At 71.8% G+C, this 22,154-nt stretch carries 20 protein-coding genes and 1 pseudogene; 20 read left to right on the top strand and 1 reads right to left on the bottom strand.

Going from position 1 to position 22,154, the window contains the following annotated elements:
• Nucleotides 1–107: 107 nt before the first annotated feature.
• Nucleotides 108–470, bottom strand: a complete 363-nt coding sequence (locus GEV28_RS27335) for an MmcQ/YjbR family DNA-binding protein (RefSeq protein WP_291415127.1) — start codon at nucleotides 468–470, stop codon at nucleotides 108–110.
• A gap of 90 nt (nucleotides 471–560) precedes the next feature.
• Here GEV28_RS27335 and GEV28_RS27330 point away from each other — a divergent pair, with 90 nt between their 5' ends.
• The 20 genes and pseudogenes from GEV28_RS27330 to GEV28_RS27235 all read left to right on the top strand — a co-directional run bounded on the left by GEV28_RS27330 (nucleotide 561) and on the right by GEV28_RS27235 (nucleotide 21,459).
• Nucleotides 561–1,454, top strand: a complete 894-nt coding sequence (locus GEV28_RS27330; protein ID WP_291415125.1) for a hypothetical protein — start codon at nucleotides 561–563, stop codon at nucleotides 1,452–1,454.
• A gap of 138 nt (nucleotides 1,455–1,592) precedes the next feature.
• Nucleotides 1,593–2,771, top strand: a complete 1,179-nt coding sequence (locus GEV28_RS27325; RefSeq protein WP_291415124.1) for an efflux RND transporter periplasmic adaptor subunit — start codon at nucleotides 1,593–1,595, stop codon at nucleotides 2,769–2,771.
• Between the two features lie 17 nt (nucleotides 2,772–2,788).
• The gene (locus GEV28_RS27320; protein WP_291415142.1) at nucleotides 2,789–3,457 is read left to right on the top strand and encodes an ABC transporter ATP-binding protein; all 669 of its coding nucleotides are present in this window, start codon (nucleotides 2,789–2,791) and stop codon (nucleotides 3,455–3,457) included.
• Complete coding sequence (locus GEV28_RS27315) at nucleotides 3,454–4,686, top strand: ABC transporter permease (protein WP_291415122.1); 1,233 nt, start codon at nucleotides 3,454–3,456, stop codon at nucleotides 4,684–4,686. The genes GEV28_RS27320 and GEV28_RS27315 overlap by 4 nt, the downstream gene beginning before the upstream one ends.
• Before the next feature lie 8 nt (nucleotides 4,687–4,694).
• Nucleotides 4,695–6,191, top strand: coding sequence for an HlyD family efflux transporter periplasmic adaptor subunit (locus tag GEV28_RS27310; RefSeq protein WP_291415121.1), 1,497 nt, complete (start codon nucleotides 4,695–4,697; stop codon nucleotides 6,189–6,191).
• Nucleotides 6,192–6,456: 265 nt separating this feature from the next.
• Nucleotides 6,457–6,830, top strand: a pseudogene (locus GEV28_RS27305) (hypothetical protein).
• Between the two features lie 149 nt (nucleotides 6,831–6,979).
• The gene (gene ligD, locus GEV28_RS27300; RefSeq protein WP_291415119.1) at nucleotides 6,980–8,008 is read left to right on the top strand and encodes a non-homologous end-joining DNA ligase; all 1,029 of its coding nucleotides are present in this window, start codon (nucleotides 6,980–6,982) and stop codon (nucleotides 8,006–8,008) included.
• A gap of 267 nt (nucleotides 8,009–8,275) precedes the next feature.
• Nucleotides 8,276–8,680 (top strand): PGPGW domain-containing protein, encoded by a 405-nt coding sequence (locus GEV28_RS27295; RefSeq protein ID WP_291415118.1) that lies wholly within the window; start codon nucleotides 8,276–8,278, stop codon nucleotides 8,678–8,680.
• A 16-nt stretch (nucleotides 8,681–8,696) separates the two neighbouring features.
• Complete coding sequence (locus GEV28_RS27290) at nucleotides 8,697–9,479, top strand: IclR family transcriptional regulator (protein WP_291415116.1); 783 nt, start codon at nucleotides 8,697–8,699, stop codon at nucleotides 9,477–9,479.
• 86 nt (nucleotides 9,480–9,565) lie between these two features.
• Nucleotides 9,566–10,648 carry an ABC transporter substrate-binding protein gene (locus GEV28_RS27285; protein WP_291415114.1) on the top strand — a complete coding sequence of 361 codons (1,083 nt, stop codon included), beginning with the start codon at nucleotides 9,566–9,568 and terminating at the stop codon, nucleotides 10,646–10,648.
• 5 nt (nucleotides 10,649–10,653) lie between these two features.
• Nucleotides 10,654–11,472 (top strand): ABC transporter ATP-binding protein, encoded by an 819-nt coding sequence (locus GEV28_RS27280; RefSeq protein WP_291415112.1) that lies wholly within the window; start codon nucleotides 10,654–10,656, stop codon nucleotides 11,470–11,472.
• Between the two features lies 1 nt (nucleotide 11,473).
• Nucleotides 11,474–12,259: an ABC transporter permease gene (locus GEV28_RS27275; protein WP_291415110.1), complete on the top strand. Its 786-nt coding sequence runs from the start codon at nucleotides 11,474–11,476 to the stop codon at nucleotides 12,257–12,259.
• Nucleotides 12,256–12,516, top strand: a complete 261-nt coding sequence (locus tag GEV28_RS27270; RefSeq protein WP_291415108.1) for a dihydroxy-acid dehydratase — start codon at nucleotides 12,256–12,258, stop codon at nucleotides 12,514–12,516. Before GEV28_RS27275 ends, GEV28_RS27270 begins: the two co-directional genes overlap by 4 nt.
• Entirely contained in the window at nucleotides 12,513–13,907 is a 1,395-nt protein-coding gene (locus GEV28_RS27265) for a dihydroxy-acid dehydratase (RefSeq protein ID WP_291415107.1), read from the top strand. Before GEV28_RS27270 ends, GEV28_RS27265 begins: the two co-directional genes overlap by 4 nt.
• A complete protein-coding gene (locus tag GEV28_RS27260) occupies nucleotides 13,907–15,196 on the top strand; it encodes an FAD-dependent oxidoreductase (RefSeq protein ID WP_291415106.1) in 1,290 nt (429 codons plus the stop codon). The genes GEV28_RS27265 and GEV28_RS27260 overlap by 1 nt, the downstream gene beginning before the upstream one ends.
• A gap of 101 nt (nucleotides 15,197–15,297) precedes the next feature.
• Nucleotides 15,298–16,569, top strand: a complete 1,272-nt coding sequence (locus GEV28_RS27255) for an aconitase X catalytic domain-containing protein (RefSeq protein ID WP_291415104.1) — start codon at nucleotides 15,298–15,300, stop codon at nucleotides 16,567–16,569.
• The gene (locus GEV28_RS27250) at nucleotides 16,566–16,994 is read left to right on the top strand and encodes a DUF126 domain-containing protein (protein ID WP_291415102.1); all 429 of its coding nucleotides are present in this window, start codon (nucleotides 16,566–16,568) and stop codon (nucleotides 16,992–16,994) included. Before GEV28_RS27255 ends, GEV28_RS27250 begins: the two co-directional genes overlap by 4 nt.
• Before the next feature lie 344 nt (nucleotides 16,995–17,338).
• The gene (locus GEV28_RS27245) at nucleotides 17,339–19,645 is read left to right on the top strand and encodes a molybdopterin cofactor-binding domain-containing protein (RefSeq protein ID WP_291415101.1); all 2,307 of its coding nucleotides are present in this window, start codon (nucleotides 17,339–17,341) and stop codon (nucleotides 19,643–19,645) included.
• Between the two features lie 10 nt (nucleotides 19,646–19,655).
• The gene (locus GEV28_RS27240) at nucleotides 19,656–20,132 is read left to right on the top strand and encodes a (2Fe-2S)-binding protein (RefSeq protein ID WP_291415099.1); all 477 of its coding nucleotides are present in this window, start codon (nucleotides 19,656–19,658) and stop codon (nucleotides 20,130–20,132) included.
• A gap of 115 nt (nucleotides 20,133–20,247) precedes the next feature.
• Nucleotides 20,248–21,459 (top strand): MFS transporter, encoded by a 1,212-nt coding sequence (locus GEV28_RS27235; RefSeq protein WP_291415097.1) that lies wholly within the window; start codon nucleotides 20,248–20,250, stop codon nucleotides 21,457–21,459.
• Nucleotides 21,460–22,154 lie beyond the last annotated feature (695 nt).

The raw sequence follows: 22,154 nt of genomic DNA, 5'->3' as shown, positions 1-22,154 counted from the left end.
CGGGGTTTCGTGGAAACCCCTGGTGGCGCGACCAGCTGGCCGAACACCCGCGCGACCGCGGGCCATGTGATGGCAGTTGGCGGCTCCGATGAGCAGCCGGCCGGAAATTAGCTACTTTCGCCGGTCAGGCGCGTGCGCACGGCTTTCGGGAGGCCGGAAACCACCCGGTCGTAGGAATGCTCGACCATCTCGCACAATTCATCGTCCGGGACGCTTCCGTCCAGCGTCACGGTGTTCCAGTGCTTCTTGTTGACGTGGTATCCCGCGCGCACCGCGGGAAACTGGGCCCGCAGCTCCAGCGCCAGGCTCGGTTCGCATTTCAGCGTGACTTGTGGTGGGTCCCCGCCCGGCTGGAGAATCGCGAATACCTTGTCCGCCACCTTGTAGACGTTCGTGTCCGGTCCGAACGGGTGGTCCTGGGCGGTCTCGGGCAGCCCGAGCGCGAAATCCCTGATCTCCTCCGGTGTCATGGGCGAACCATACTCAGCCGAAATTCGCGGTAACGCATTCGCCGGTGCGCCGATGCACAGGCGTACGTCGTTCAGCGTCTGGGAGTGCACATGGTCGAGAACTCGTCCGCGGGTCTCGTGATGTTGGAAGCCGCCGTGTTGGTCACGGTCACCCGCGAGGAATATCACCAGGCCGTGCTGTCCCGCTACCGCGTCGCCCCTGGTGCGTCGCGGTCGGTGGCGGTGGAGCTCGGCTGGTGCGCGATCGGCACCGGAAAGCATCGCGGCGAACGGGCCATCGAGGTGCGCCTCGACGGGCACCGGGTCGGCGAGCTGACCCACCTGATGACCCAGCGCTACGGCGCGCTCGTCGCGCAGGCCGCCGCGCGCGGCGGTACGCCCGGCTGCGAGGCGATGATCCAGCTGGGCGACAAGGGGCTCGAGGTCATCCTCCGACTACCCCGCCGCACCAGCGGCGCGATGCCGTTCCCCGCAACGCGGCCCGTCCCGCCGCCCGTCCCGTTCCCCGGCTCGGCACCGGAGGCGGCGGTGCCACCCGCGCCGCCCGCCCCCCGCTGGCGTCGCCCTGCGTGGATCGCCGCGTCCGTCGTCGCCGGCATCATCCTCATCGCCGCGCTGGTGGGCCAGGAGGACGACCCGGCACCGTCGACAGCCGATGACAGCACCACCACGGCGATCACGACGACGACCACGCTCCCGCCGACCGCCACGACGACCGTTGCGCCGAAGCCCGTGGTCCCCAAGCCCAAGCCGGCCCCGAAGCCGACCACCGAGGCGCCGGCACCTCCGCCGCCGGAGCCCGAGCCCGAACCCCAGCCGGCGTGCGACCCCAACTACAGCGGCTGCGTGCCGGTGGCGCCGGACGTCGACTGCGCGGGAGGCAGCGGCAACGGCCCGGCCTACGTGCAAGGCCCCGTCACCGTGATCGGCAGCGACATCTACGACCTCGACCGCGACGGCGACGGCACCGGCTGCGACAGCTGACCCGCGCCGTCCACTGTGGAGGCCGGTTCTCATAGGTAATCCACAGCTCGGTCGAAGGTGCGGCACAGATGCGGGCCCGAAGCTCCGTCACCGGGGGTTCAGCAGTGCCATCGGCATTGCCATCGGTGAGGAGTACAGGTGGGTCTTCGGTTGCCACGCGGGAGAAAGCGGGTGCTGTGGCTGGCCGCGGCGGTCGTGGTCGGCGCAGGCGGGGTCGGGGCGTGGCTGGTGGTCGGGCCGTCGGCGGCGGAGCCCACGCCCCAGGACATGACCGCGACGGCCACCTCCGGCACGCAGCGCCGGACGGTGGCCGCCACCGGCACCGTCCAGCCCGCGCACAAGGCCGACCTCGCGTTCGGGGTGTCCGGCGAGGTCACCGGCGTGCTGGTCGCCGAGGGCGACACGGTCACCGCCGGGCAGGTGCTCGCCACGGTCGACGACGAGCTGCTGCGGGCCGAGGTCGACGCCGCCGAGTCCACCCTCGACGCCGCCGAGGCCCGGCGCGACGACGACACCGCCGCGGATGCCTCGGACCCGCAGCTCGCCGCGGACGACGCCGCTGTGGTCTCGGCCCGGAGCCGGCTGACCGCCGCGCAGGACTCCCTCGACCAGGCGCGGCTGCGGGCGACGATCGCGGGCACGGTCGTGGCCGTCGACGTCGCCGTGGGCGACCGGGTCGGGGGAGACCAGCCGTCGGGCGACTCGCCGACGGAACCCGACGACCAGTCCGACGGCAGCACGACGGCACAGGTCACCGTCGTTTCCACGAACCGGTACGTCGTCGAGGCGAGCGTCGCCAGCTCCGACGTCGAGCGGGTCGAGGCCGGCCAGCAGGCGGAGATCACCCCGGTGGACGCGACCGAGCCCGTCGAGGGAACGGTCACCACCGTCGGGCTCGTCGCCGAGACCGCCGACTCCGGTGCGGCCACGTTCCCGGTCACGGTCGACGTCACCGGCGAGCGCGACGACATCTTCGCCCGCTCGTCCGCGACCGTCTCGATCGTCGTCGAGGAACGGGAGAACGTGCTCACCGTGCCCAGCCAGGCCTTGCACAGCGATGGCGACACCACCTACGTCTACAAGATCGTCGGCGGCGAACGGACCAGGACCGTCGTGGAGATCGGCACCGCGTACGGCCCGCAGACCGAGATCGTGTCCGGGCTCGCCGAGGGCGACGAGGTCGAGATCGCCGGCTTCACCCGACCACCCGGGGGTGGCGGCGGGGACAGCGACGACCAGGGTCCGCGCGTGTTCCCCGGCGGTGGCGGCGGCCAGGTACCCGGCGGCGGCATGATTCCCGGTGGTGGCGGCAAGTGACGGCGCCGATCATCGAGATGCGGGACGTGCGCAAGACCTACGCGACGGGCACGGTCGAGGTGGAGGCGTTGCGGGGCGTGTCGGTCACGATCGGCGAGGGCGAGTACGTCGCCGTCGCCGGACCGTCCGGCTCGGGCAAGTCGACCCTGATGCACATCATCGGCTGCCTCGACGCGCCGACGTCCGGCAGCTACCGGCTCGCCGGGGGTGACGTCGGCGAGCTGCCCGAGAGCCACCTCGCCACCATCCGCAACAAGCGGATCGGGTTCGTCTTCCAGCAGTTCAACCTGTTGCCCAGCATGACCGCGTGCCGCAACGTCGAGCTGCCGCTGGCCTATGCGGGCGTCCCGCGCCACGAGCGCCGGGACCGCGCGGCGGCGGCGCTCGCGCGGGTGGGTCTGTCCGACCGGCTCGAGCACCGGCCGGGCGAGCTGTCCGGCGGCCAGCAGCAGCGGGTCGCGGTGGCCCGCGCGCTGGTGACCGACCCGGCGCTGCTGCTGGCCGACGAGCCGACCGGCAACCTCGACTCCACCTCCTCGGCCGACGTGCTGGGGCTGTTCACCGAGTTGCACGCGGCGGGCCGAACGATCGTGCTGATCACCCACGAGCACGACGTGGCCGCGCGGGCGCAACGCACCGTGCTGATCCGGGACGGCGTGCTGGCCGACGGGGTGCTGGTGCCGTGAACTGGACCGAGACATTCCGAAGTGGACTCGACGCGATCCGCGCGCACCGGCTCCGGTCCGGGCTCACGATGCTCGGCATCGTCATCGGCGTCTCGTCGGTGATCCTCACCGTCGGGCTCGGCCTCGGCGCCCAGGACCAGGTGCGCCAGCAGATCGACGCGCTGGGCAGCAACCTGCTGATCGTGTCGCCGGGCAGCAGCACCTCCGAGTCCGGGATGCGCGGCGGTTTCGGGTCCGCGTCGACGCTGACCCTGGACGACGCCAACGCGCTCGCCTCGCGGGAGGTGGCGCCCGACATCGCGGCGGTCGCGCCGGTGACGCAGGACTCGCTGTCGCTGACCGCGGGGACGGAGAACTGGACGACGAGCGTGGTGGGGACGACCACGACGTGGCCGTCGGTGCGCAGCCGGACGCTGCGGTCGGGACGGTTCCTCACCGAGGACGAGGTCACCGGTGCCGCCGATGTCGTCGTGCTGGGCTCGGACACCGCGTCGGAGCTGTTCGCCTTCGGCAGCCCGGTCGGCCGGAAGGTGACCGTCGGCGGCACGCCCATGACGGTTGTTGGGGTGCTCGAGCCGACCGGCGCCTCCGCCGCGTCCTCGAGCGAGGACGACCTGGCGCTGGTCCCGATCGGCACCGCCAAGCGGGTCACCGGGGCGGCCACCGGGTCGGTGTCGACGATCTACGTGCAGGCGGCGTCGGCGCAGGTCCTCAGCGCGGCCCACCAGGAGATCACCGCGCTGCTGCGCAACCTCCACGGCAGCGCTGACGCCACCGCCGAGGCCGACTTCTCCATCTCCACCCAGGAGTCGTTGCTGGAGACCGCGAACGCCACGAACCGCACGCTGACGATCCTGCTCGGCGGGGTCGCCGCGATCTCCCTGCTCGTGGGCGGCATCGGGGTCATGAACATCATGCTGGTCGCGGTCACCGAGCGGATCCGGGAGATCGGCCTGCGCAAGGCGCTCGGCGCCACCCCGCGCGCGATCCGCCGGCAGTTCCTCGTCGAGGCCGGCGTGCTCGGCACGGTCGGTGGGGTCGTCGGGGTCGGTCTCGGGATCGCCGGCGCGTTCCTGCTGCCCGACCTGATCGACCAGCCGGTGAGCGTGTCGGTGACCGCGACCGTCGCGGCCATCGGGGTCGCGCTCGCCATCGGCCTCGGCTTCGGGGTCTACCCGGCCGGCCGCGCGGCGCGGCTCACCCCCATCGACGCATTGCGCAGCGAGTGAGGAGATTCATGCGTCCCGTTCTCAGGTGGACCGCGGTCGTGGTGGTCGTGGGCATCGGCGCGTCGGTGGGCGTGGTCGCGTTCGCCGACGACGACGACGATCCGGCCGACCGGTACCGGTTCGCCACGGCCACGGTCGGCGACGTGGCGCAAACCGTGGCCACCAGCGGAACCGTCGACTTCGTCAACCGGGCGGACGTGTCGTTCGGGGTCGACGGCACGCTGGCGGAGGTGTCCGTGCGGCAGGGCCAGCAGGTGAGCGCGGGGCAGCGGCTGGCCACCCTCGACAGCGCCGGGCTCCAGGCCGCGGCCGACGCCGCCGAGGCCGACCTCGCGGAGGCGAAGGCCACGCTGGAAGCCGACCAGCGCAAGCAGGAGGAGTCCGTCGCGGCGGACAGCGACACCGACACCGGCGCCGACGAGCCAGGCCCCGACGAGACCGGCACCGACGGGCAGGCGCTGCGCGAGCAGCAGCAGGCTGTCCGCGCGGCACAGACCGCCGCGGGCAAGGCGATCGCCGCGTCGAAGGCGGCACTGGCCGCGCAGACCAAGGCCTGCGCCGAAGCCCCGGCACCCGACGACACCCAACCGGAAGCCGACGGTGCCGCACCCGATGCCGCCTGCGCCGACGCGCTCGCCGACGCGATGTCCACACAGGACGCCGTCGCGGACGCACAGGGCGTCCTGCAGAAGAAGATCGACGAGCTCGCCGCGGCGATGAACTCGGCCGCGTCCGAAATGGACACTCCAGACGGGGACTCCCGCGACTCGCAACCGGACGGTGCACCCACCGCGGCGACGATCGCCACCGACCAGGCGGCCGTCGACACCGCGGAGTCCGGCCTCCGCCAAGCGGACCAGGCACTCGCGCAGGTCACGCTGACCGCGCCGATCGCCGGCACGGTGGCGTCGGTCGGGGTCGCGGCGGGCGACGACGTCAGCGCGGGAAACCCGGTGGTGGTGCTGATCGGCGCCGGCGCCGCGGTGGTCGAGACGACCGTGCCGGTGGAGCGGATCGGCGAGATCGAGGTCGGCCAGACCGCCACGGTGACCCCGTCCGGCTCGACGGCCGGGATCGAGGGAACCGTCAGCCGGATCGGCCTGCTGGCCGACGACTCCGCCGAGTCCGTCGCCTACCCCGTCACGATCACCGTCGACGAGCCGACCGCCGCGATGCCCGCCGGCAGCACTGCGGGCGTGGCCATCGTGATCGACACCGCGGAGGGTGTGCTCACCGTGCCCACGTCCGCGGTCCACAACGGCACCCCCTCGACGGTGACAGTGCTGGCGGGAGCCGAGTCGACCCCACGGGAGGTGACCGTGGGCGCTGTCGGTCCACTTCGGACGGAGATCGAGACGGGCCTGGAGGAAGGCGAGCGAGTGGTCCTCGCAGACCTCGACACGCCGCTGCCGAGCGCGGACCAGCAGACCGGCCCCAGCGGCCGCACCATGCCGCCCGGCGGCGGTCCCGTGATGGGCGGCCCGCCGGTCCGCATGGGTGGCTAGCCACAATGCCCACCATCACGTCCGAACTCCCGGCTGGCCGGAGAGTCCCAAGTCGCGGTCGCCCTCCCGACCCGCCCGGCGTGTCGTCCTCTCACGTCGCTGTCCCGACTTCCCACGTCGCTGTCCCGACCTCCCGCGTCGTCGAGTGGGCGCGCGGCACCGCGAACGCCGGTCGCATGGGCACCGCCACCGGTCGGCACGTCTGCGTGAGGGGTCGACAGGGCGCGTCCGGTTACTCGTCGGAGCGAGGTGGAGGAGAGTCGGGATGGGCAAGGCAATGATGGGCGCGGCGGTCTCGCTGGACGGCTTCATCGCCGACGACCACGACGGGGTCGGGCCGCTCTTCGACTTCTACGGCAACGGAGACGTCAGCTGGTCCTTCACCGGCGGTGAGGACGAGTGCCGGACCACACAGGCGACCGGGTCGTCGACGTGGCCGGTGGCGAGATCGGAGGACAGGCACTGCGGCTCGGCCTCATCGACCAGGTCGTCGTCAATCTCGTCCCCGTGGTGTTCGGTTCTGGCCGCCCGTTCTTCGCGACCGGGTCGCTGGCCGGTCCGATCCTGCTGGACAACCCTTCGCAGATCATCCGCGGGGACCGCGTGACGCACCTCGTATACGACGTCGCGAAGAGTTGAGCACAACAGCTGAACCCGCGCTGGGTCTCGGCGATGCGCAGGCCCGGCCGCAAGGGCGCGTTCGAGCTGGCGGCCACGGTGGGACTCTTCGGCTGCGGACGCGGGCCGCATCGCCGCAGGTGGTCCGGTTCTCGGGGTACGGTCCTCCGGTGGGCCAGAGTGACGGCAAGAGTGGCGACGTCGAGGTGCTCGACGTGGCCGGCCGGGCGGTGCGGATCACCAACCCGGGCAAGGTGTTCTTTCCCGAGCGGGGTGACACCAAGCTCGACCTGGCGCGCTACTACCTGGCGGTCGGCGACGCGCTGATGGCGGCCATGGGCGGTCGCCCGGTGCTGCTGCAGCGCTTTCCCGGCGGGGTCGGTGGCTCCTCGTTCTTCCAGAAGCGGGTGGCGCCGACCAAGGCCGACCCGTGGCTCACCACCACCCGGGTGTCCACCCCGAACGGCACGACATCCGACGCGCTGGTGGCCGCCGACCTCGCGCACGTGCTGTGGGCGGTCAACATGGGCTGCCTCGGCTTCCACGTCTGGCCCAACACCGCGGCCGACCCCGAGCACGCCGACGAGCTGCGCATCGACCTCGACCCGAGCCCCGGGGTCACGTTCGCGATGATCCGGGAGGGGGCCGCCGAGACGCGGGCTCTGCTCGACGAGCTGGGGGTGGCCAGCTTCCCCAAGACGACCGGGAACAGGGGCATCCACGTCTACGCGCGCCTGGCGCCCCGGTGGGACGGCTTCGCCGTGCGCGCCGCCGCGGTGGCCGTGGCGAGGGAGCTCGAGCGGCGCCGACCGGACCTGCTGACCGCGGCCTGGTGGAAGGAGGAGCGCGGCGCCCGGGTGTTCGTGGACTTCAACCAGAACGCCCCGCACAAGACAGTGTTCGGCGCGTGGTGCGTGCGGGCCAACCCACACGGGCAGGTGTCGACCCCGTTCGAGTGGGCCGAGCTGGCCGCGATCGAACCCCGCGAGCTCACTCTCGCGAGCGTGCCGGCCCGGTTGGCCCAGCGCGGCGACCCGTGGGCCGCCATGCCGGCGCAGTCGCTCGATCCGCTGCTCGCCCTGCACGAGCGGGACATGGCCGACGGCCTGATGGACGCCCCGTGGCCGCCGGTCTACCCGAAGATGCCCAACGAGCCACCGCGGGTCGCGCCCAGCCGGGCTCGCAAGGAGGACGCCTGAGCCGGGCGCGCGCAGCAGGACGCCTGGCAGCGGCCACGACCTGCCCGGTGCCACGACCTGCCCGGTGCCGGCACCACCGGTCAGCAAAGGGCACTGTCGGCCGGCGCGGGGCACTGTCGGTCAGCACAGGACACGACCGGGCACTGTCGGCCGGCGCGGGCCACCACCGGTCAGCAAAGGGCACTGTCGGTCGGCGCGGGGCACTGTCGGTCAGCACAGGACACCGGCGGGCGCGACCGGCGGGCGCGGGTCACAATGGCGGGCACCATGGCTGGAGCGAACCCGGTGAAGCGCGTGTCCCTGGCCGTCCTGGGCGGCGTGATCGTCCTGGTCGGGGTCGCGCTGCTGGTGTTGCCCGGCCCAGGGCTGCTGCTGGTGCTCGCCGGCCTGCTCATCCTGGCGTCGGAGTTCCCCGCGCTGGAACGCTACGTCGACCCGGTCCGGGACAGGGCGATGAAGGCCGCCGAGGACAGCGTGTCCTCGCCGCTGCGGATCGCCGGCTCGGTGTGCGCCGGGCTCGGGCTCATCGGCGCCGGCGTGGTCTGGGGCCTCGTGCCCGGCCTCCCGTTCGGCGGCTGGAGCACCGGGTCGAGCCTGATCCTGTCCGGCCTCATCCTGTTCGCCCTGCTGATCTGGAGCTACCGCCGGGTCCGGGACCGCCGGTCCCGCTGACCCACCGGAGGTGTCGATGGGAGCCGAACGCCGGTCGGTGCTCCAGCGAGCGCTGCGGATCCTCGACACCTTCGAGGACGCCGCGACGGGGCTGCGCCTGTCCGAGATCAGCCGCCGCTCCGGCGTCCCGCTCACCACGACCCACCGGATCGTGAGCGAGCTGCACGGGTGGGGTGCGCTGGAGCGGGACGGCGCCGGTTGCTACCGGATCGGGCTGCGGCTCTGGGAGGTCGCCGCCCGCGCGCCGCGGTCGGTGGGGCTGCAGCGGATCGCGCTGCCGTTCATGCAGGACCTCTACGAGACGACGCACCGCGGGGTGCACCTCGCGGTGCGCGAGAAGGACGAGGTCGTGTTCGTCGAGCGGTTCGTGAGCCCGGAGACCGCCCGCGACGAGCGCCCCAGGGTGGGTGGCCGGTACGCCATGCACGCCACCGCGGTCGGGCTCGTGCTGCTCGCGCACGCGCCGGCCGAGCTGCAGGAGGAGGTCATGGGTGGGCCGCTCGAGTCCTTCACCGAGTGGACCAACTCCGACGCCCGCGCGCTGCGCCAGGCGCTCGCCGACGTCCGGCGCAGCGGCTACGCGGTCAGCGAGCGGCAGATCAACCCGGACTACGTCTCGGTGGCCGCGCCGATCTACGGCCCCGACGACACGGTGGTCGCGGCGCTGTCGCTGATCGTGCCGCACGCGGAGCCGCACGGGCCGAGCGTCGGGCACCTCGTCCAGGCCACCGCCCGCGGGATCTCCCGCGCGCTGGGTGCCCGGATGCGGCAGCTTGTCTTCCGGTATGCGGAAAGGTAGGTAGTCCGGCGGGTACCGCCGCACAAGAGTCTCGACGCAGCCGGTCACAGGGCGGTGGCCGGGCAAGACCTGACAGGAGACCGACCGTGCCCTTCGCCACGCATCTCTCGTCGTCCCTCAGCCGAAGGTCGTTCCTGGCACGTTCGGCCGCCACGATGGCCGCCGCCGCGGCCGGCCCCACCCTGCTGACCGCGTGCGGCTCGGACGCCGCCGATGCCGGTGCCGGCGAGCGGGTCACGTTCCTGAGCTACCTCCCGCTGGAGACCCTCTCCCTCGCACCCGAGCTGCTCGCGGTCGCCGGCGGCCACTTCGCCGACCACGGGCTGAACGTCACGATGCAGCCGGTGAAGGGCTCGCCGCAGGCCATGCAGACGCTGCTCGCGGGCAGCGGGCCGATCACCCGGATCGGGCAGATCGACGTGATGACCGCGGTCGCCAAGACCAAGCAGCCGCTGGTCAACATCGGCACCCTCACGAGGGGCTCGTCGGTCCGGTTCGTCTACAGCAAGGACAACGTCGACCTGGCGAACCCGGAGTCGCTGATCGGCAAGACCATGGGCGTCCCGTCCGAGGGCGGCACCAGCGACAAGGTCGTCTCGCTCGTGCTGGCCAACTCCGGGCTGGACCCCGCGCAGGTCACGCGGCAGGTCGTCGGGCTCACCCCGGGCACGTTCAACCTCGTCCAGCAGGGCCGCCTCGCCGGCTACGTGGTCAGCATCGACACCGCGAACGTGGTGCTGTCCCAGCACGCCGACGCCGGTGTGTTCGACCCGGGGACCGTCGTGAAGTCCGACTCGCAGGTCTACGTGGCCACGAAGGACGGTCTGACCAAGAACAAGAAGATCCTCCAGTCGTTCATGGCCGGCATCCGGGACGCGCTCGCCGCGATGGTCGAGGACGAGTCCTTCGACAAGACCCTCGAGTCGCTGCGTGGCGAGTACTCCTTCGCCTCCCTGGACGACGACAAGATCGCCCGCGCGAGCCTGACGGAGATGCGCGGCCTGTGGACCGGCGGTGACCCGGCCGAGCCGCTGCTCGTCACCGACGAGGCAGCCTGGGTCGCGGGCTACGACGAGCTCACCGCCGCGGAGGTCGCCACGCCGGGTGGTGACGCGAAGGCCTGGTTCGACAACAGCATGCTGCCCAAGGGCGAGGCGGGGGCCCAGTGACGTCCGTGAGCGAGCGTGAGTCGGCGACCGGCGCGCCACCGGTCACCACCAAGCTGGAGCTGAAGGGCGTCGGCAAGGAGTTCCGCACCAAGCGGGCGCACACCCAGGCCCTGTCCGATGTGGACCTGACGATCGGCGACGGTGAGTTCGTGTCGGTGATCGGCCGTTCCGGCTGCGGCAAGACCACGCTGCTGCGCATGCTGGCCGGCCTGGTCAGCCCCTCGTCCGGGGAGATCCTCGTCGAGGGCCGGTCGCTCTGGCACGGGTCCACAGTGGACTCATCGGTGATGTCCGAGCTCGGCGTGGTGTTCCAGGAGGCCAACCTGTTTCCCTGGTACTCGGTCGCGGACAACATCGCGCTCCCGCTGAAGCTGCGCGGGGACGGCCGGGCCGCGCGCCAGGAACGGGTGGCCGAGCTCGCGGACCTGGTGGGGCTCAAGGGGTTCGAGAAGGCCTACCCGCGCGAGCTGTCCGGCGGAATGCGCCAGCGGGTCGCGATCGCCCGCGCGCTGAGCATCGGGCCCAAGCTGCTGCTGATGGACGAGCCGTTCGGCGCGCTGGACGCGCTGACCCGCGAGCGGATGAACCTCGAGGTGCAGCGGATCGCGCTGGCCACCGGCGCCACCGTCGTGTTCGTCACCCACGACATCACCGAGGCCGTGTTCCTCGGCGACCGGGTCGTGCACCTGACGCCGCGGCCGGGCCGGATCCAGCAGATCCTGCCGGTCGGCATCGAACGACCGCGCGACATCGATGTGCAGACCGAGCCGGAGTTCGGGGTGCTCGTCCGCGAGTTGCGCCACGCGCTGCACGAGGAGGAATGACGTGTCTCGCAAGCTGCTGCCGTGGTTGGCCACGCCGCTCATCCTCGTGGTCTTCTTCCTCGCCTGGGACCTGTTCGTCCGCGTCTACGACATCTCCGAGCTGGTGCTGCCGCGGCCGATGACCGTGCTCGGCAGCCTCACCGAGCTCGTCCAGGACCAGCAGACCTGGGAGCACGCCCAGGTCACCGCCACCGAGACGATCGGCGGGTTCCTGATCGCGCTCGCGTCCGGGGTCGCCGTCGGTGTGCTGCTGGGCAAGGTGCCGTGGCTGGAACGCAGCCTGCGCCCGCTGATCGTCGCCTCGCAGGTGGTGCCGAAGGTGGCGCTGATCCCGCTGTTCGTGATCTGGTTCGGCTTCGGCATGACGTCCAAGGTGATCATGTCGGCGATGCTGGCGTTCTTCCCGATCATGCTCAACGTGCAGCTCGGGGTGCGCTCGGTCGAGTCCGGCCAGCGGGACGTCATGCGCAGCCTCAACGCGAGCCGCTGGCACACGTTCCGGCACCTGGACCTCAAGAGCACCATGCCGTACGTGTTCGCCGGCATGGAGGTCGGCATCGTCTTCGCGATCATCGGCACGATCGTCGGCGAGTACCTCGGCGGCAGCGAGGGCCTGGGCTACCTCGTGGTGCGCACGCTCAACGAGCTCGACGCGCCAGCGCTGTTCGCGGTGATCATCCTGCTGTCCGCGCTCGGCCTCGCGCTGTACTTCGTCGTCCACGGCATGAAGCGGTTCGTCATCCCGTGGCACGAGTCGGTGTACAGCCAGCAGGACGTGAACCGGTGACCGATCCGGCGTCGCTGCGCAGCAACCTCCCGGTCGGCAGCCCCCGCTGGGCGACGCGCCGCGCGCAGTGGCTCGCCCTCGGGCTGACCGAGGAGGACCTGACCAAGCCCAAGATCGCGGTGGTGAACTCCTCGTCCGGGCTCGCGCCGTGCTTCAGCCACCTCGACCCGATCGCCGCCGCGGTGAAGGAGTCCGTCGCGGCCGCGGGCGGGGTCGGGTTCGAGATCCGCACCGTGCGCCGACCGACTTCATCATGAGCGCGGGCGGGCGCGGCGGCTACGTGCTGTCCAGCCGGGACCTCGTGGCCGCCGACATCGAGGCGGCCGTCGAGGGCGCCCAGCTCGACGGCATGGTGTGCCTGGCCTCGTGCGACAAGACGACCCCCGGCCAGCTGATGGCCGCGGCCCGGCTCGACGTGCCGACCCTGGTCGTGGCCTGCGGGTACCAGAGCTGCGGGCGGCTCGACAACGGGGAGCCGGTCGACATCGAGGAGGTGTTCCTGCGGGCGGGCCAGGTCGCGTCCGGCGGCATCACCGTCGAGGGCCTGTGCGACCTGAGCGCCCGCGCGATCACCGGGCCGGGCGTGTGCACCGGGATGGGTACCGCGAACTCGATGCACATCGTCGCCGAGGCGCTGGGCATGACACTGCCGGGCACCACCCCGGTGCGGGCCAACAGCGCGCCCATGTGGGCGGCGGTCCGGGCGAGCGGGGCGGCCATTGTGGACGCCGTGCTGGCGGGCAGGCGGCCGCGGTCGGTCCTCACCTCGGCCGCGTTCGGGAACGCGGTAGCGGCGGTGCTCGCGGTGAGCGGCTCGATCAACACGGTCAAGCACCTGCAGGCGGTGGCCCGCGAGGCCGGGCTCGACCTCGACGTGTACCGGCTGTTCGAGTCCCTGGCGGACAAGGTCCGCCCGCTGACCGCGGTGCGGCCCAACGGCTCGGACAGCATCGAGGAGTTCGAGGACGCAGGCGGCGCGCTCGCCGTGCTGAGACAGCTCGGGTCCGTTGTGGACGATTCGGCGGTCACGGTCACCGGCTCGTCGATGGCCGACCGGCTCGCCGGCGCGGTGGTCGCCGACGAGCGGGTCATCCGGCCGCTCGCCGACCCACGCGGCGACCACCCGACGGTCGTGGTGGTCCGCGGCTCGCTCGCGCCGGACTCGGCGATCGTGAAGCTCTCGGTCACCGAGCGGCGGCCGCCGACGTTCGAGGGCACCGCGCGGGTGTACGAGGATGCCCTGTCCTCGATCGCGGGCATCGAGAACGGCGAGGTGGCGCCGGGTGACGTGCTCGTCCTGCGCGGGCTCGGCCCGGTCGGCACGCCCGGCATGGGCATGGCGTCCCAGACCGTGTTCGCGCTCGCCGGCGCCGGGCTCTCCGAGCGGGTCGCCGTGGTGACCGACGGGCAGCTGTCCGGGTTGGTGAACAAGGGGATCGTGGTCGGCGAGGTGCGCCCGGAGGCGGCGCTGCCCGGCCCGCTCGGACTGGTCGCGGACGGCGACCGGATCGCGATCGACCTCACCACCCGCCGGGTGGACCTCCTGGTCGGCGCCGCCGAGCTGAGCCGCCGCACACCCGCCCGCACCGTCCACTCCGGACGATCCGGGTGGCTGTCCGTCTACGCGCACATCGCCGGGGGAAACTGATGCCGCACGAGCTCACCGAGCTGAAGGTGAACACCGTCCGCAAGCCGGGCGGCCGCCCGATCGAGGAGCTCGACGCCGACGTGTGCGTGGTGGGCGCGGGCATCGCCGGGCTCTCCGCGGCGGTGGAGGCTCGCAGGCTCGGCCGGTCCGTCGTGCTGGCGGACGCCCTGCCGGTCCTGGGTGGACAGTGCGTGAACTCGCTGATCGGCCTGTTCTGCGGGGTGTTCGGCAACGGGCCGGAGTACCGCAGGCTCACCCACGGGATCTTCGACCCGATGTTCACCGACCTGGAGAAGACCGACGACGTCCACTACAACGTCCACCACACGATCACCGTCGCCTACGACGAGGTGGTGCTGGGCCGCTGGATCGAGAACCTCGTGCACTCGCTGGGGATCCAGGTCGTCCTCGGCGCCTCGGTGCTCGGTGTCGACGCGAGCGGCGGCCGGGTGCACAGCACGACCTTCGCCACCCGGCACGGGCTGGTCCGGGTCAGGGCGGCGGGGTTCGTCGACGCCAGCGGCGACGCCGCGCTGACCTGGGAGGCGGGTCTCGCCTGCCGGGTCCCCGAACGCACGATCTGGGGCTCGCAGCAGGTCCGGCTGGAGAACCTGCGCGAGGAGTTCAAGCCGGAGCCCGCGGAGCTCACCAGCCGGGTCGGCGCCAAGGCGGCCGAGTACGGGCTGGTGCGCCGCGACGGGCTCGCGTTCTTCTTCCCCGGCCGCAACACCGCGGTGATGAACATGACCCACGTGGAGGCGCCGCTGGAGGCGGTCCGGGCGGCGCGGGCGCAGCTCGAGGGTCGCGCGCAGGCCGACCGGGTGGTGGAGTTCCTGCGCAAGGAGTTCCCGAAGGCGTTCGGCGACGCGAAGGTCCGCAGCTACGGCCTTCCCGGCCGCCGGCAGACCCGCTGGATCGCCGCGGAGCACCAGCTGTCCGTGGCCGAGGTCCGCTCGGGGTTCCGGTTCGACGACGCGGTCGCCCGCACGGCGTGGCCGATCGAGCTGCACGACCGGGTCGAGGGGTATGTGTGGGAGACCCACGGCCCGGACCACGTGCACTACGTCCCGCTGCGCAGTCTCATCCCGATGGGCGCGCACAACCTGGTCGCGGCCGGCCGCTGCGTCGACGGCGACGCGGCGGCGCTGTCGAGCGTGCGGGTGATGGGCCCGTGCGCGGCGATGGGGTTCGGCGCGGCGCACGCGCTGGACCTCGCCGGGGAGGGCAGCGTGCGGGACATCGACCTGGCCGAGCTGCGGGCCCGCGTCCGCGAGAACGTCGACAGCTAGGCCATGTCCCGGCGCCTTGCCAGCAGAAACCTTGACTCGCCGACTCAAGCAACAGACTCCCGGCGGGGGACACTAGTGCTTCGTGGAGGGGTGAGCGCACGGTGAGACTGGCCGACGACGAGAAGGCGATGCGCGACGGTGCCGAGGGACCGGCCGTCGCCGCGGCGATGAACCTGCTGGTGCGCTACGGCGAGGCGCTCGGCGCGGAGCACCTCTGCGACACCCGCAACGTGGCCGGGACCATGACCCAGCCGTCGCCGGTGAAGGAACGGCTCGTGCGCGAGGGCGGCTGGCCCAAGGCGTTCTCGGTGATCAACCTCGACAGCGACGCCGAGTTCGAGATCCCGCACATGCGGGTGCCGACCTGCCAGCTGCAGCACGGCTTCAGCGACGACGCGCTCGGCGTCGCGCCCTACCCGGCGTCGATGGTCGACCTGCAGGCCGACGCCGAGTCGTTCTACGGCGCGCACGGCGTCAACATCCTCGCCACCTGCACGCCGTACCAGGTCGGCAACCTTCCGGTGCGCGGCGAGCACTGCGCCTGGATGGAGTCCTCGGCGGTGGTCTACGCGAACTCGGTGCTCGGCGCCAGGACCAACTGCGAGGGCACCGCGTCGACCGGCGCGGCGAGCCTGACCGGCAAGATCCCGTGCTGGGGCAACCACCTGGCCGAGAACCGGCACGGCACGCACCTGATCGAGGCCGAGGTGCCGGTCGAGGGTTTCCTCGACTGGGGCATGTTCGGCTACTTCGTCGGCGACCTCGTGCAGGAGAACCGCCCGGTCGTGACCGGTTCGCTCGCCCAGCCGGACCTGACCGACCTCAAGCACTTCGGCGCGGCGACGGCGTCCTCCGGCGGGGTGGAGCTGTTCCACCTGCCCGGCATCACGCCCGAGGCGTCCACTGTGGAGCAGGCGTTCGGGGGACCGCCGCCGCACCGCCTGGTCTACGGCGCCCGCGAGCGGCGCGAGACCTACGAGCTGCTCAACAGCCAGGGTTCGTCGTCCGATGTGGACTTCGTCCTGCTCGGCTGCCCGCACGCCTCGATCGACCAGGTGGCCAGGGCCGCCCGCGCGCTGGAGGGCCGCACGCTCACCGCGGAGCTGTGGATCATGACGCCGCGGGCGTTGCGGACGGTCGCCGACCGCAACGGCTACACCGAGATCATCCACCGGGCCGGCGGGCGGGTGCTCACCGACTCGTGCCCGGCGATGTCGAAGTCCGCCCCGGAGGGCACCCGGGTGTTCGCGACCGACTCGGCGAAGCAGGCCCACTACCTGCCGGCGATCCTGGGGATCGAGGCGTGGTTCGGGACGCTCGAGGAGTGCGTCGACGCGGCCGTCACCGGCACCTGGCGGGGTGAGCTGCGATGACCGCGAAGAACGTCGTGGAGATCAGGGGCCGCGGGATCGTGCCCGGCCGGGTGGAGGGGGAGGCCCTCGTCTCGCACGAGACGATCTCCGGCTGGGGCGGCATCGACCCCGCGGCCGGCACGATCATCGAGCGCCGGCACGAGCTGTTCGGGGTGTGCTTCACCGGGAAGGTGCTCGTGTTCCCGGGCGCCAAGGGGTCCTCGGGCTGGTCGGGCTTCTTCCAGGCCACCCGGCTGCTCGGCACCGCGCCGCTGGCGATGGTGTTCACCACGCTCTCGACGAAGTCGGCGCTGGGCGCGGTCGTCACCCGCGTCCCGACCGTCACCGATCTGGACGAGGACCCGCTGATCCTCGTCCGTACCGGTGACCTGGTGACTGTCGATGCCGACCGCGGGATCGTGACCGTGCGCCCGGTCAGCCCCTGATCCTCGGCGGCAGCTCACTGAGCCCGGGCGGCAGCTCGGTGGGCCCGGGTCATGTCCGGCGACGCCGTGAACACTGGCCGGCGCTCCGGGACCGTGCGCGGCGCCCGGGCCCGGACGGCCACGACCAGGAGGGGTGCGCCCGGCCCGGAGCAGGGTGGCTTCAGAATGGTTTCAGCGGGACCCGCGGAGGACTGGACTGTGCGCCGCGCACAGTCGGATTAGCCCAAACGTAGGCGTGGCGTTCATTCTCCCGGCGCTATGGCGCGTGACACACTTCGCCCGACTACTCCGTACCGCCACCGAACTGCCACTCAGCGTGCGCGTCTGGGTGAGAGGACCCCCCCATGGCACAACACCGTCGTTTGCCGTCGGAACCGACCGTTCGCCGCCGCGCGTTCCTCGGCTACCTGATCGCCGCGCCCACGATCGCCGCGGGCGCCTCGTTGATCGGCGGGTCGGACGACGCCGAGGCGGCCGTTCCGACCCTGCCGCAGCCGGCCGACATCTTCGACCTCGGCGACCTCCAGAACCTGGCCGCCCTGCCCACCTCCGGCCTGATCGCCGTGCAGGTCAACGAGGACGGCACCGCGTCGTTCGCGCTGCACCGCACCGAGGTCGGCCAGGGCGTCACCACCGCGGTCGCCATGATGATCGCCGAGGAGCTGGACCTGCCGCTGGACAAGGTCCACATCACCCTCGCCGACGCCCGGCCCGAGCTGCTGATGAACCAGCTCACCGGCGGCTCGAACTCGGTGCGCAGCATCTACACCCCGGTGCGGACCGCGGCGGCCATCGTGCGCGGGCAGCTGGTGCGGACCGCGGCGGCGCGCTGGAACCTGCCGGCGGGGGAGGTCAGCACGAAGGACGGCGTTCTCACGCACGCGAGCGGGCGGCGCGCGACCTACGGCTCGCTCGCGACGGCGGCCGCCAGCCCGCGGACCGAGCGGGCCTCCGCCGAGCTGAAGCCGGCCGCGGAGTTCCGGATCCTCGGCACGCCGCAGACCCGCATCGACGCCGTCCAAATCGTCACCGGCCGCAAGACGTTCGGCATGGACCTGCGGGTGCCGGACGCGAAGCCGTGCATGGTCGCCCGGCCGCCGACGGTCAACGGCACGGTGCGGTCGGTGCGCAACGCCGACGCGGTGCGGAGCATGCCGGGCATCACCGACGTCGAGGTGATCACCTACGGCGTCGCGGTCCGCGGCGACACGTTCGGCCAGTGCATCGACGCGTTGCGCGCGCTGGACGTCGAGTGGGGTCCCGGCACGGTGGACGGCGAGTCCGACGCCACCGTGAAGGCCAAGCTCAAGGCCGCGCAGCTGCCGTTCGCGGTGCCGCCGCTCGGCGCGCTGTCGGTCGACGCCGAGTTCACCTTCGCGTTCGCCAGCAACGCGCCGCTCGAGCCGGACAACGCGATCGCCGACGTGCGGGCCGACCGCGCGGAGATCTGGTCGACGCTGAAGGTGCCGATCGACGCGAAGCAGGACATCGCCCGCCAACTCGGGCTGCCGCAGGACAAGGTGGTCGTGCACGTCGTCACCGGCGGCGGCTCGTTCGGCCGGCACCTGTTCCACAACGTCGCCGCCGAGGCCGCGGAGATCTCGCAGAAGATGGGCAAGCCGGTCAAGCTGTCCTGGACGCGCACCGACGACTTCCGGCAGGGCCGCACCCACCCGATGTCGATCTCCCGGGTCCGCGCGACGCACCTGCTCGGCAACGTGCTCACGTACGAGCAGCGGCACGTCAGCACGCAGACCGACTTCAGCCACGGCCTCGGCGAGATGATCACGTCCACCGCGGCGGAGCTGCCGGTCGGCGGCAACCTGAGCTTCGCCGAGACGATCTTCCTGCTGTCCCAGGAGGTGCCCTACAACTTTGGGGTCGTCACCCAGCTGCTCAACGAGATCCCGCTGAGGTTCAACACCGGCAGCATGCGCAACATCTACTCGCCGAACGTGGCGTGCGCGCGGGAACTGGTCGTCGACCGGCTGGCCGCGAAGCTCGGCAAGGACCCGGTGGCGTTCCGCCGCTCGTTCCTCCGCGACGACCGGTTGCGCGCGGTGATGGAGAAGGCCGTCCAGGCCGGGGAGTGGGGCAAGAAGCTGCCGAAGGGCAAGGCGCAGGGACTCGGTCTGCACTCGGAGTACCGCGGCGCGGTCGCCGCGCTCGTCGAGATCGACTGCTCGCCGGAGACGGTGAACCGGGAGATCCCGGACGCGGTCACCGGCCCGCGGGTCACGAAGGCGACGATCGTGGTGGACGCCGGGTTCGCCATCAACCCGCGCGGTCTCGAGGCGCAGATGATCGGCGGCCTGAACGACGCGATCGCGCTGGCGCTCACGTCGAGCCTGCACATCAAGGACGGTATCCCGCTGGAAGGCAGCTGGGACAACTACTTCTACACCCGGCAGTGGAACACGCCACCGGAGGTCGAGGTGGTCGTCATGCCGCCGACCACGGGCAACCCGAGCGGTGCGGGGGAGCTCGGGGTGGCGCCGTGCTTCGCCGCGGTCGCGTGTGCCTACGCCCGTGCCACGGGCACGATGCCGACGAGCTTCCCGATCAACCACGGCACGCTGTCCTTCGAGCCGTACCCGCTGCAGCCGTCCACCCCGCAATCGCCGACCAACGGCCTCGACACCGCCTTCTGAGGAGGCTCAGGTGCCCCAACACACGTTCAAGCTCAACGGCACGCAGGTCACCGTGGACGTCGCCGACGACGTGCGGCTGCTGTGGGTGCTCCGGGACATCCTCGGCGTCACCGGCCCGAAGTACGGCTGCGGGCTCAACGTCTGCAAGTCGTGCACGTCGCACATCAACGGCAAGGCGTTCAACCCGTGCTCGGTGCCGGTCTCCAAGATCAAGGAGACCGACGAGATCACCACGATCGAGGGCCTGCCGGACACCGTCGGCCGCGACCTGCACCCGATGCAGGAGGCTTGGCTCGCCGAGGATGTGGCGCAGTGCGGCTACTGCCAGCCCGGCCAGATCATGGCGGCGGTGGCACTGGTGCGGAAGGTCAAGGCGGAGGGCCGCGAGATCACCGACGCGGACCTCGACGAGCTGCGCAACATCTGCCGCTGCGGCACTTACACCCGAATCCGCACGGCGATCAAGAAGGGCGCCGAGAACATGTGACCGGCCCTTGCCGTCCCAGCCACACCTCCCGAGTTCCGCCCCTGTTGCCGGTCTTTTCGGCCGGTAAGGTGGTGCGGCGACTCGGGTCGGAGCAGGCGGCTGGAAGTGGGGGCACATGGCGGGCCGCACGGTGCCGTTCTTCGCGGCCTTGTCGATCGATGCGCTCGGTACCGGGTTGTTCATACCGCTCTCGCTCCTGTACTTCGCCAAGGTGCCCAAGATCGACCTGGTCACGGTCGGGTTGCTGCTGAGCGTCGCGGGCGCGGTCACGTTGCCGATGCCGGTGCTGGTGGGCCAGCTCGTCGACCGGTTCGGGGCGCGGGCGATCGTGACCGCCGCGCAGTTCGTGCAGGCGGCCGGCTTCCTCGGCTACCTCGCCGTGTCCGGGACGGTCTCGCTCGTGTTCGCCGCCGTGGTCGCCTCCGCCGGGCAGCGCATGTTCTGGTCGTCGGTGTTCGCGTTGGTGGCCGACCTCGCCGAACGCGGCGAGGCCAAGGGCCCCGAACGGTGGTTCGCCCTGGTCGGAATGGCGCAGACGGCCGGGCTCGGCGCCGGTGGGCTTATCAGCGGCCTGCTGCTCGCGGTCGCCACCGAGCAGACCTTCCGGCTCTTGTTGCTCGCCAACGGGGTCACGTTCGTCCTCGCCGGCGTGCTGCTGCTCTTCCTCCGCGTGGAGCGGAAACCCCCCGCGGGACCGACCCGGGGCGGCTACCGGGTCCTGCTCGCCGACCGTCCTTACCTCGGCCTCATCGCGACCAACGCGATCTTCGCCCTCTGCAGCGTCTTCCTCGGCCTCGCGCTGCCGGTGTATGTCGTCGACGGGCTCGACGCGCCCGGCTGGGTGGTCGGTCCGCTCCTCGCCGGCAACACGATCCTGCTGGCACTGGGCCAGACCACGGCGGTGCGGATCGTCAAGCCGTTGGCCCGCACCAGGGTGATGATGCTCGCCGGCGGGCTGTGGGCGGTGTGGGGCGTCACGTCGGCACTCGCCCTGCGGGTGCCGGCCGCCGTGCTCGTGCCCTACCTGGTGCTGTGCACGCTCTGCTTCACGGTCGCCGAGCTGGTCCACGCGCCGGTGTCGATGTCGCTCGCGTCCGAGGCCGCCCCGCCCGACCTGCGCGGCCGCTACCTCGCGGTGTTCCAGTACTCGTTCGCCATCGCGTTGGTGATCGCGCCCGGGTTCTTCTCGGTGCTGTTCACGGCGGGCCGGCCGCTGCCGTGGCTGACGCTGGCCGCCCTCGCGCTCCTCGGCGCCGCCGCCATGCTCGTCCTGGAACGGCGGCTGCCGAGGGAGTCACTGCGAGCCAGCCCCGTGTTTCGCACATAGGTGACGGCCGGGCCAGTCCGGTTCGTTGATCGTGGTGGTCAGGTCGGGTCGGGTTGACGGTGAGTAGGTCGAGTAGTCAGGCGTGGACCGGGCCTGGTCGCGGGACGATCGCGGGTTGGCCGCCGCTGGCCGGGGATCAGCCTGGAGAGTGCCGGCAGCCTTCGCGTCGGCCAGCAGGGCATCGATCGCCGACGGATCGAGCGCCTCGCTGAGCCGCGGCGGTCTCAGCGTCGGGATCGGGCTGGTTCTCACTCACGTGGGTGTCCTTCCCGACCGCCATGTCGATCACAGCGGTCGATCTTGGTTCACCCGCGACTTACACGGTTGACATGACACGCCCCGCGGGCGTGCGCCCACTCGATGGGGTGAATCCCTTGCCGTACAACGGAAAACGTGCCGCGGGTCGGGCAGAATCGACCATATGTGCGAGCCGATTGTCGATCTTCCCGAGGATGCTTCCCCGGCGGCGGTGCCGTTGGCGACGGCACGCGGGTTCGCGCGGGCGGCGTGGCAGAACGAGGGACACTCACTGGAACAACTCACACACTGGCAGAGCGGCATCGTCGAAACCAGGGTCGGGCTAGTACGGCAGCCGCACTTGCCGGTTGGGCTATGTTTGCAGGTGACGGCGTAGTCGGGTGCGGTGGTGGAACCAGCGGGCGCGGGCTTGGTGGCGTCGGCGCCACCAGGTCCAG

It is taken from the genome of Actinophytocola sp. (genome assembly GCF_009379765.1).
Lineage (GTDB): Bacteria > Actinomycetota > Actinomycetes > Mycobacteriales > Pseudonocardiaceae > Actinophytocola.
The sequence above is the reverse complement of the archived record's forward strand: the minus strand, read 5'-3'. Positions and strand labels throughout refer to the sequence as shown.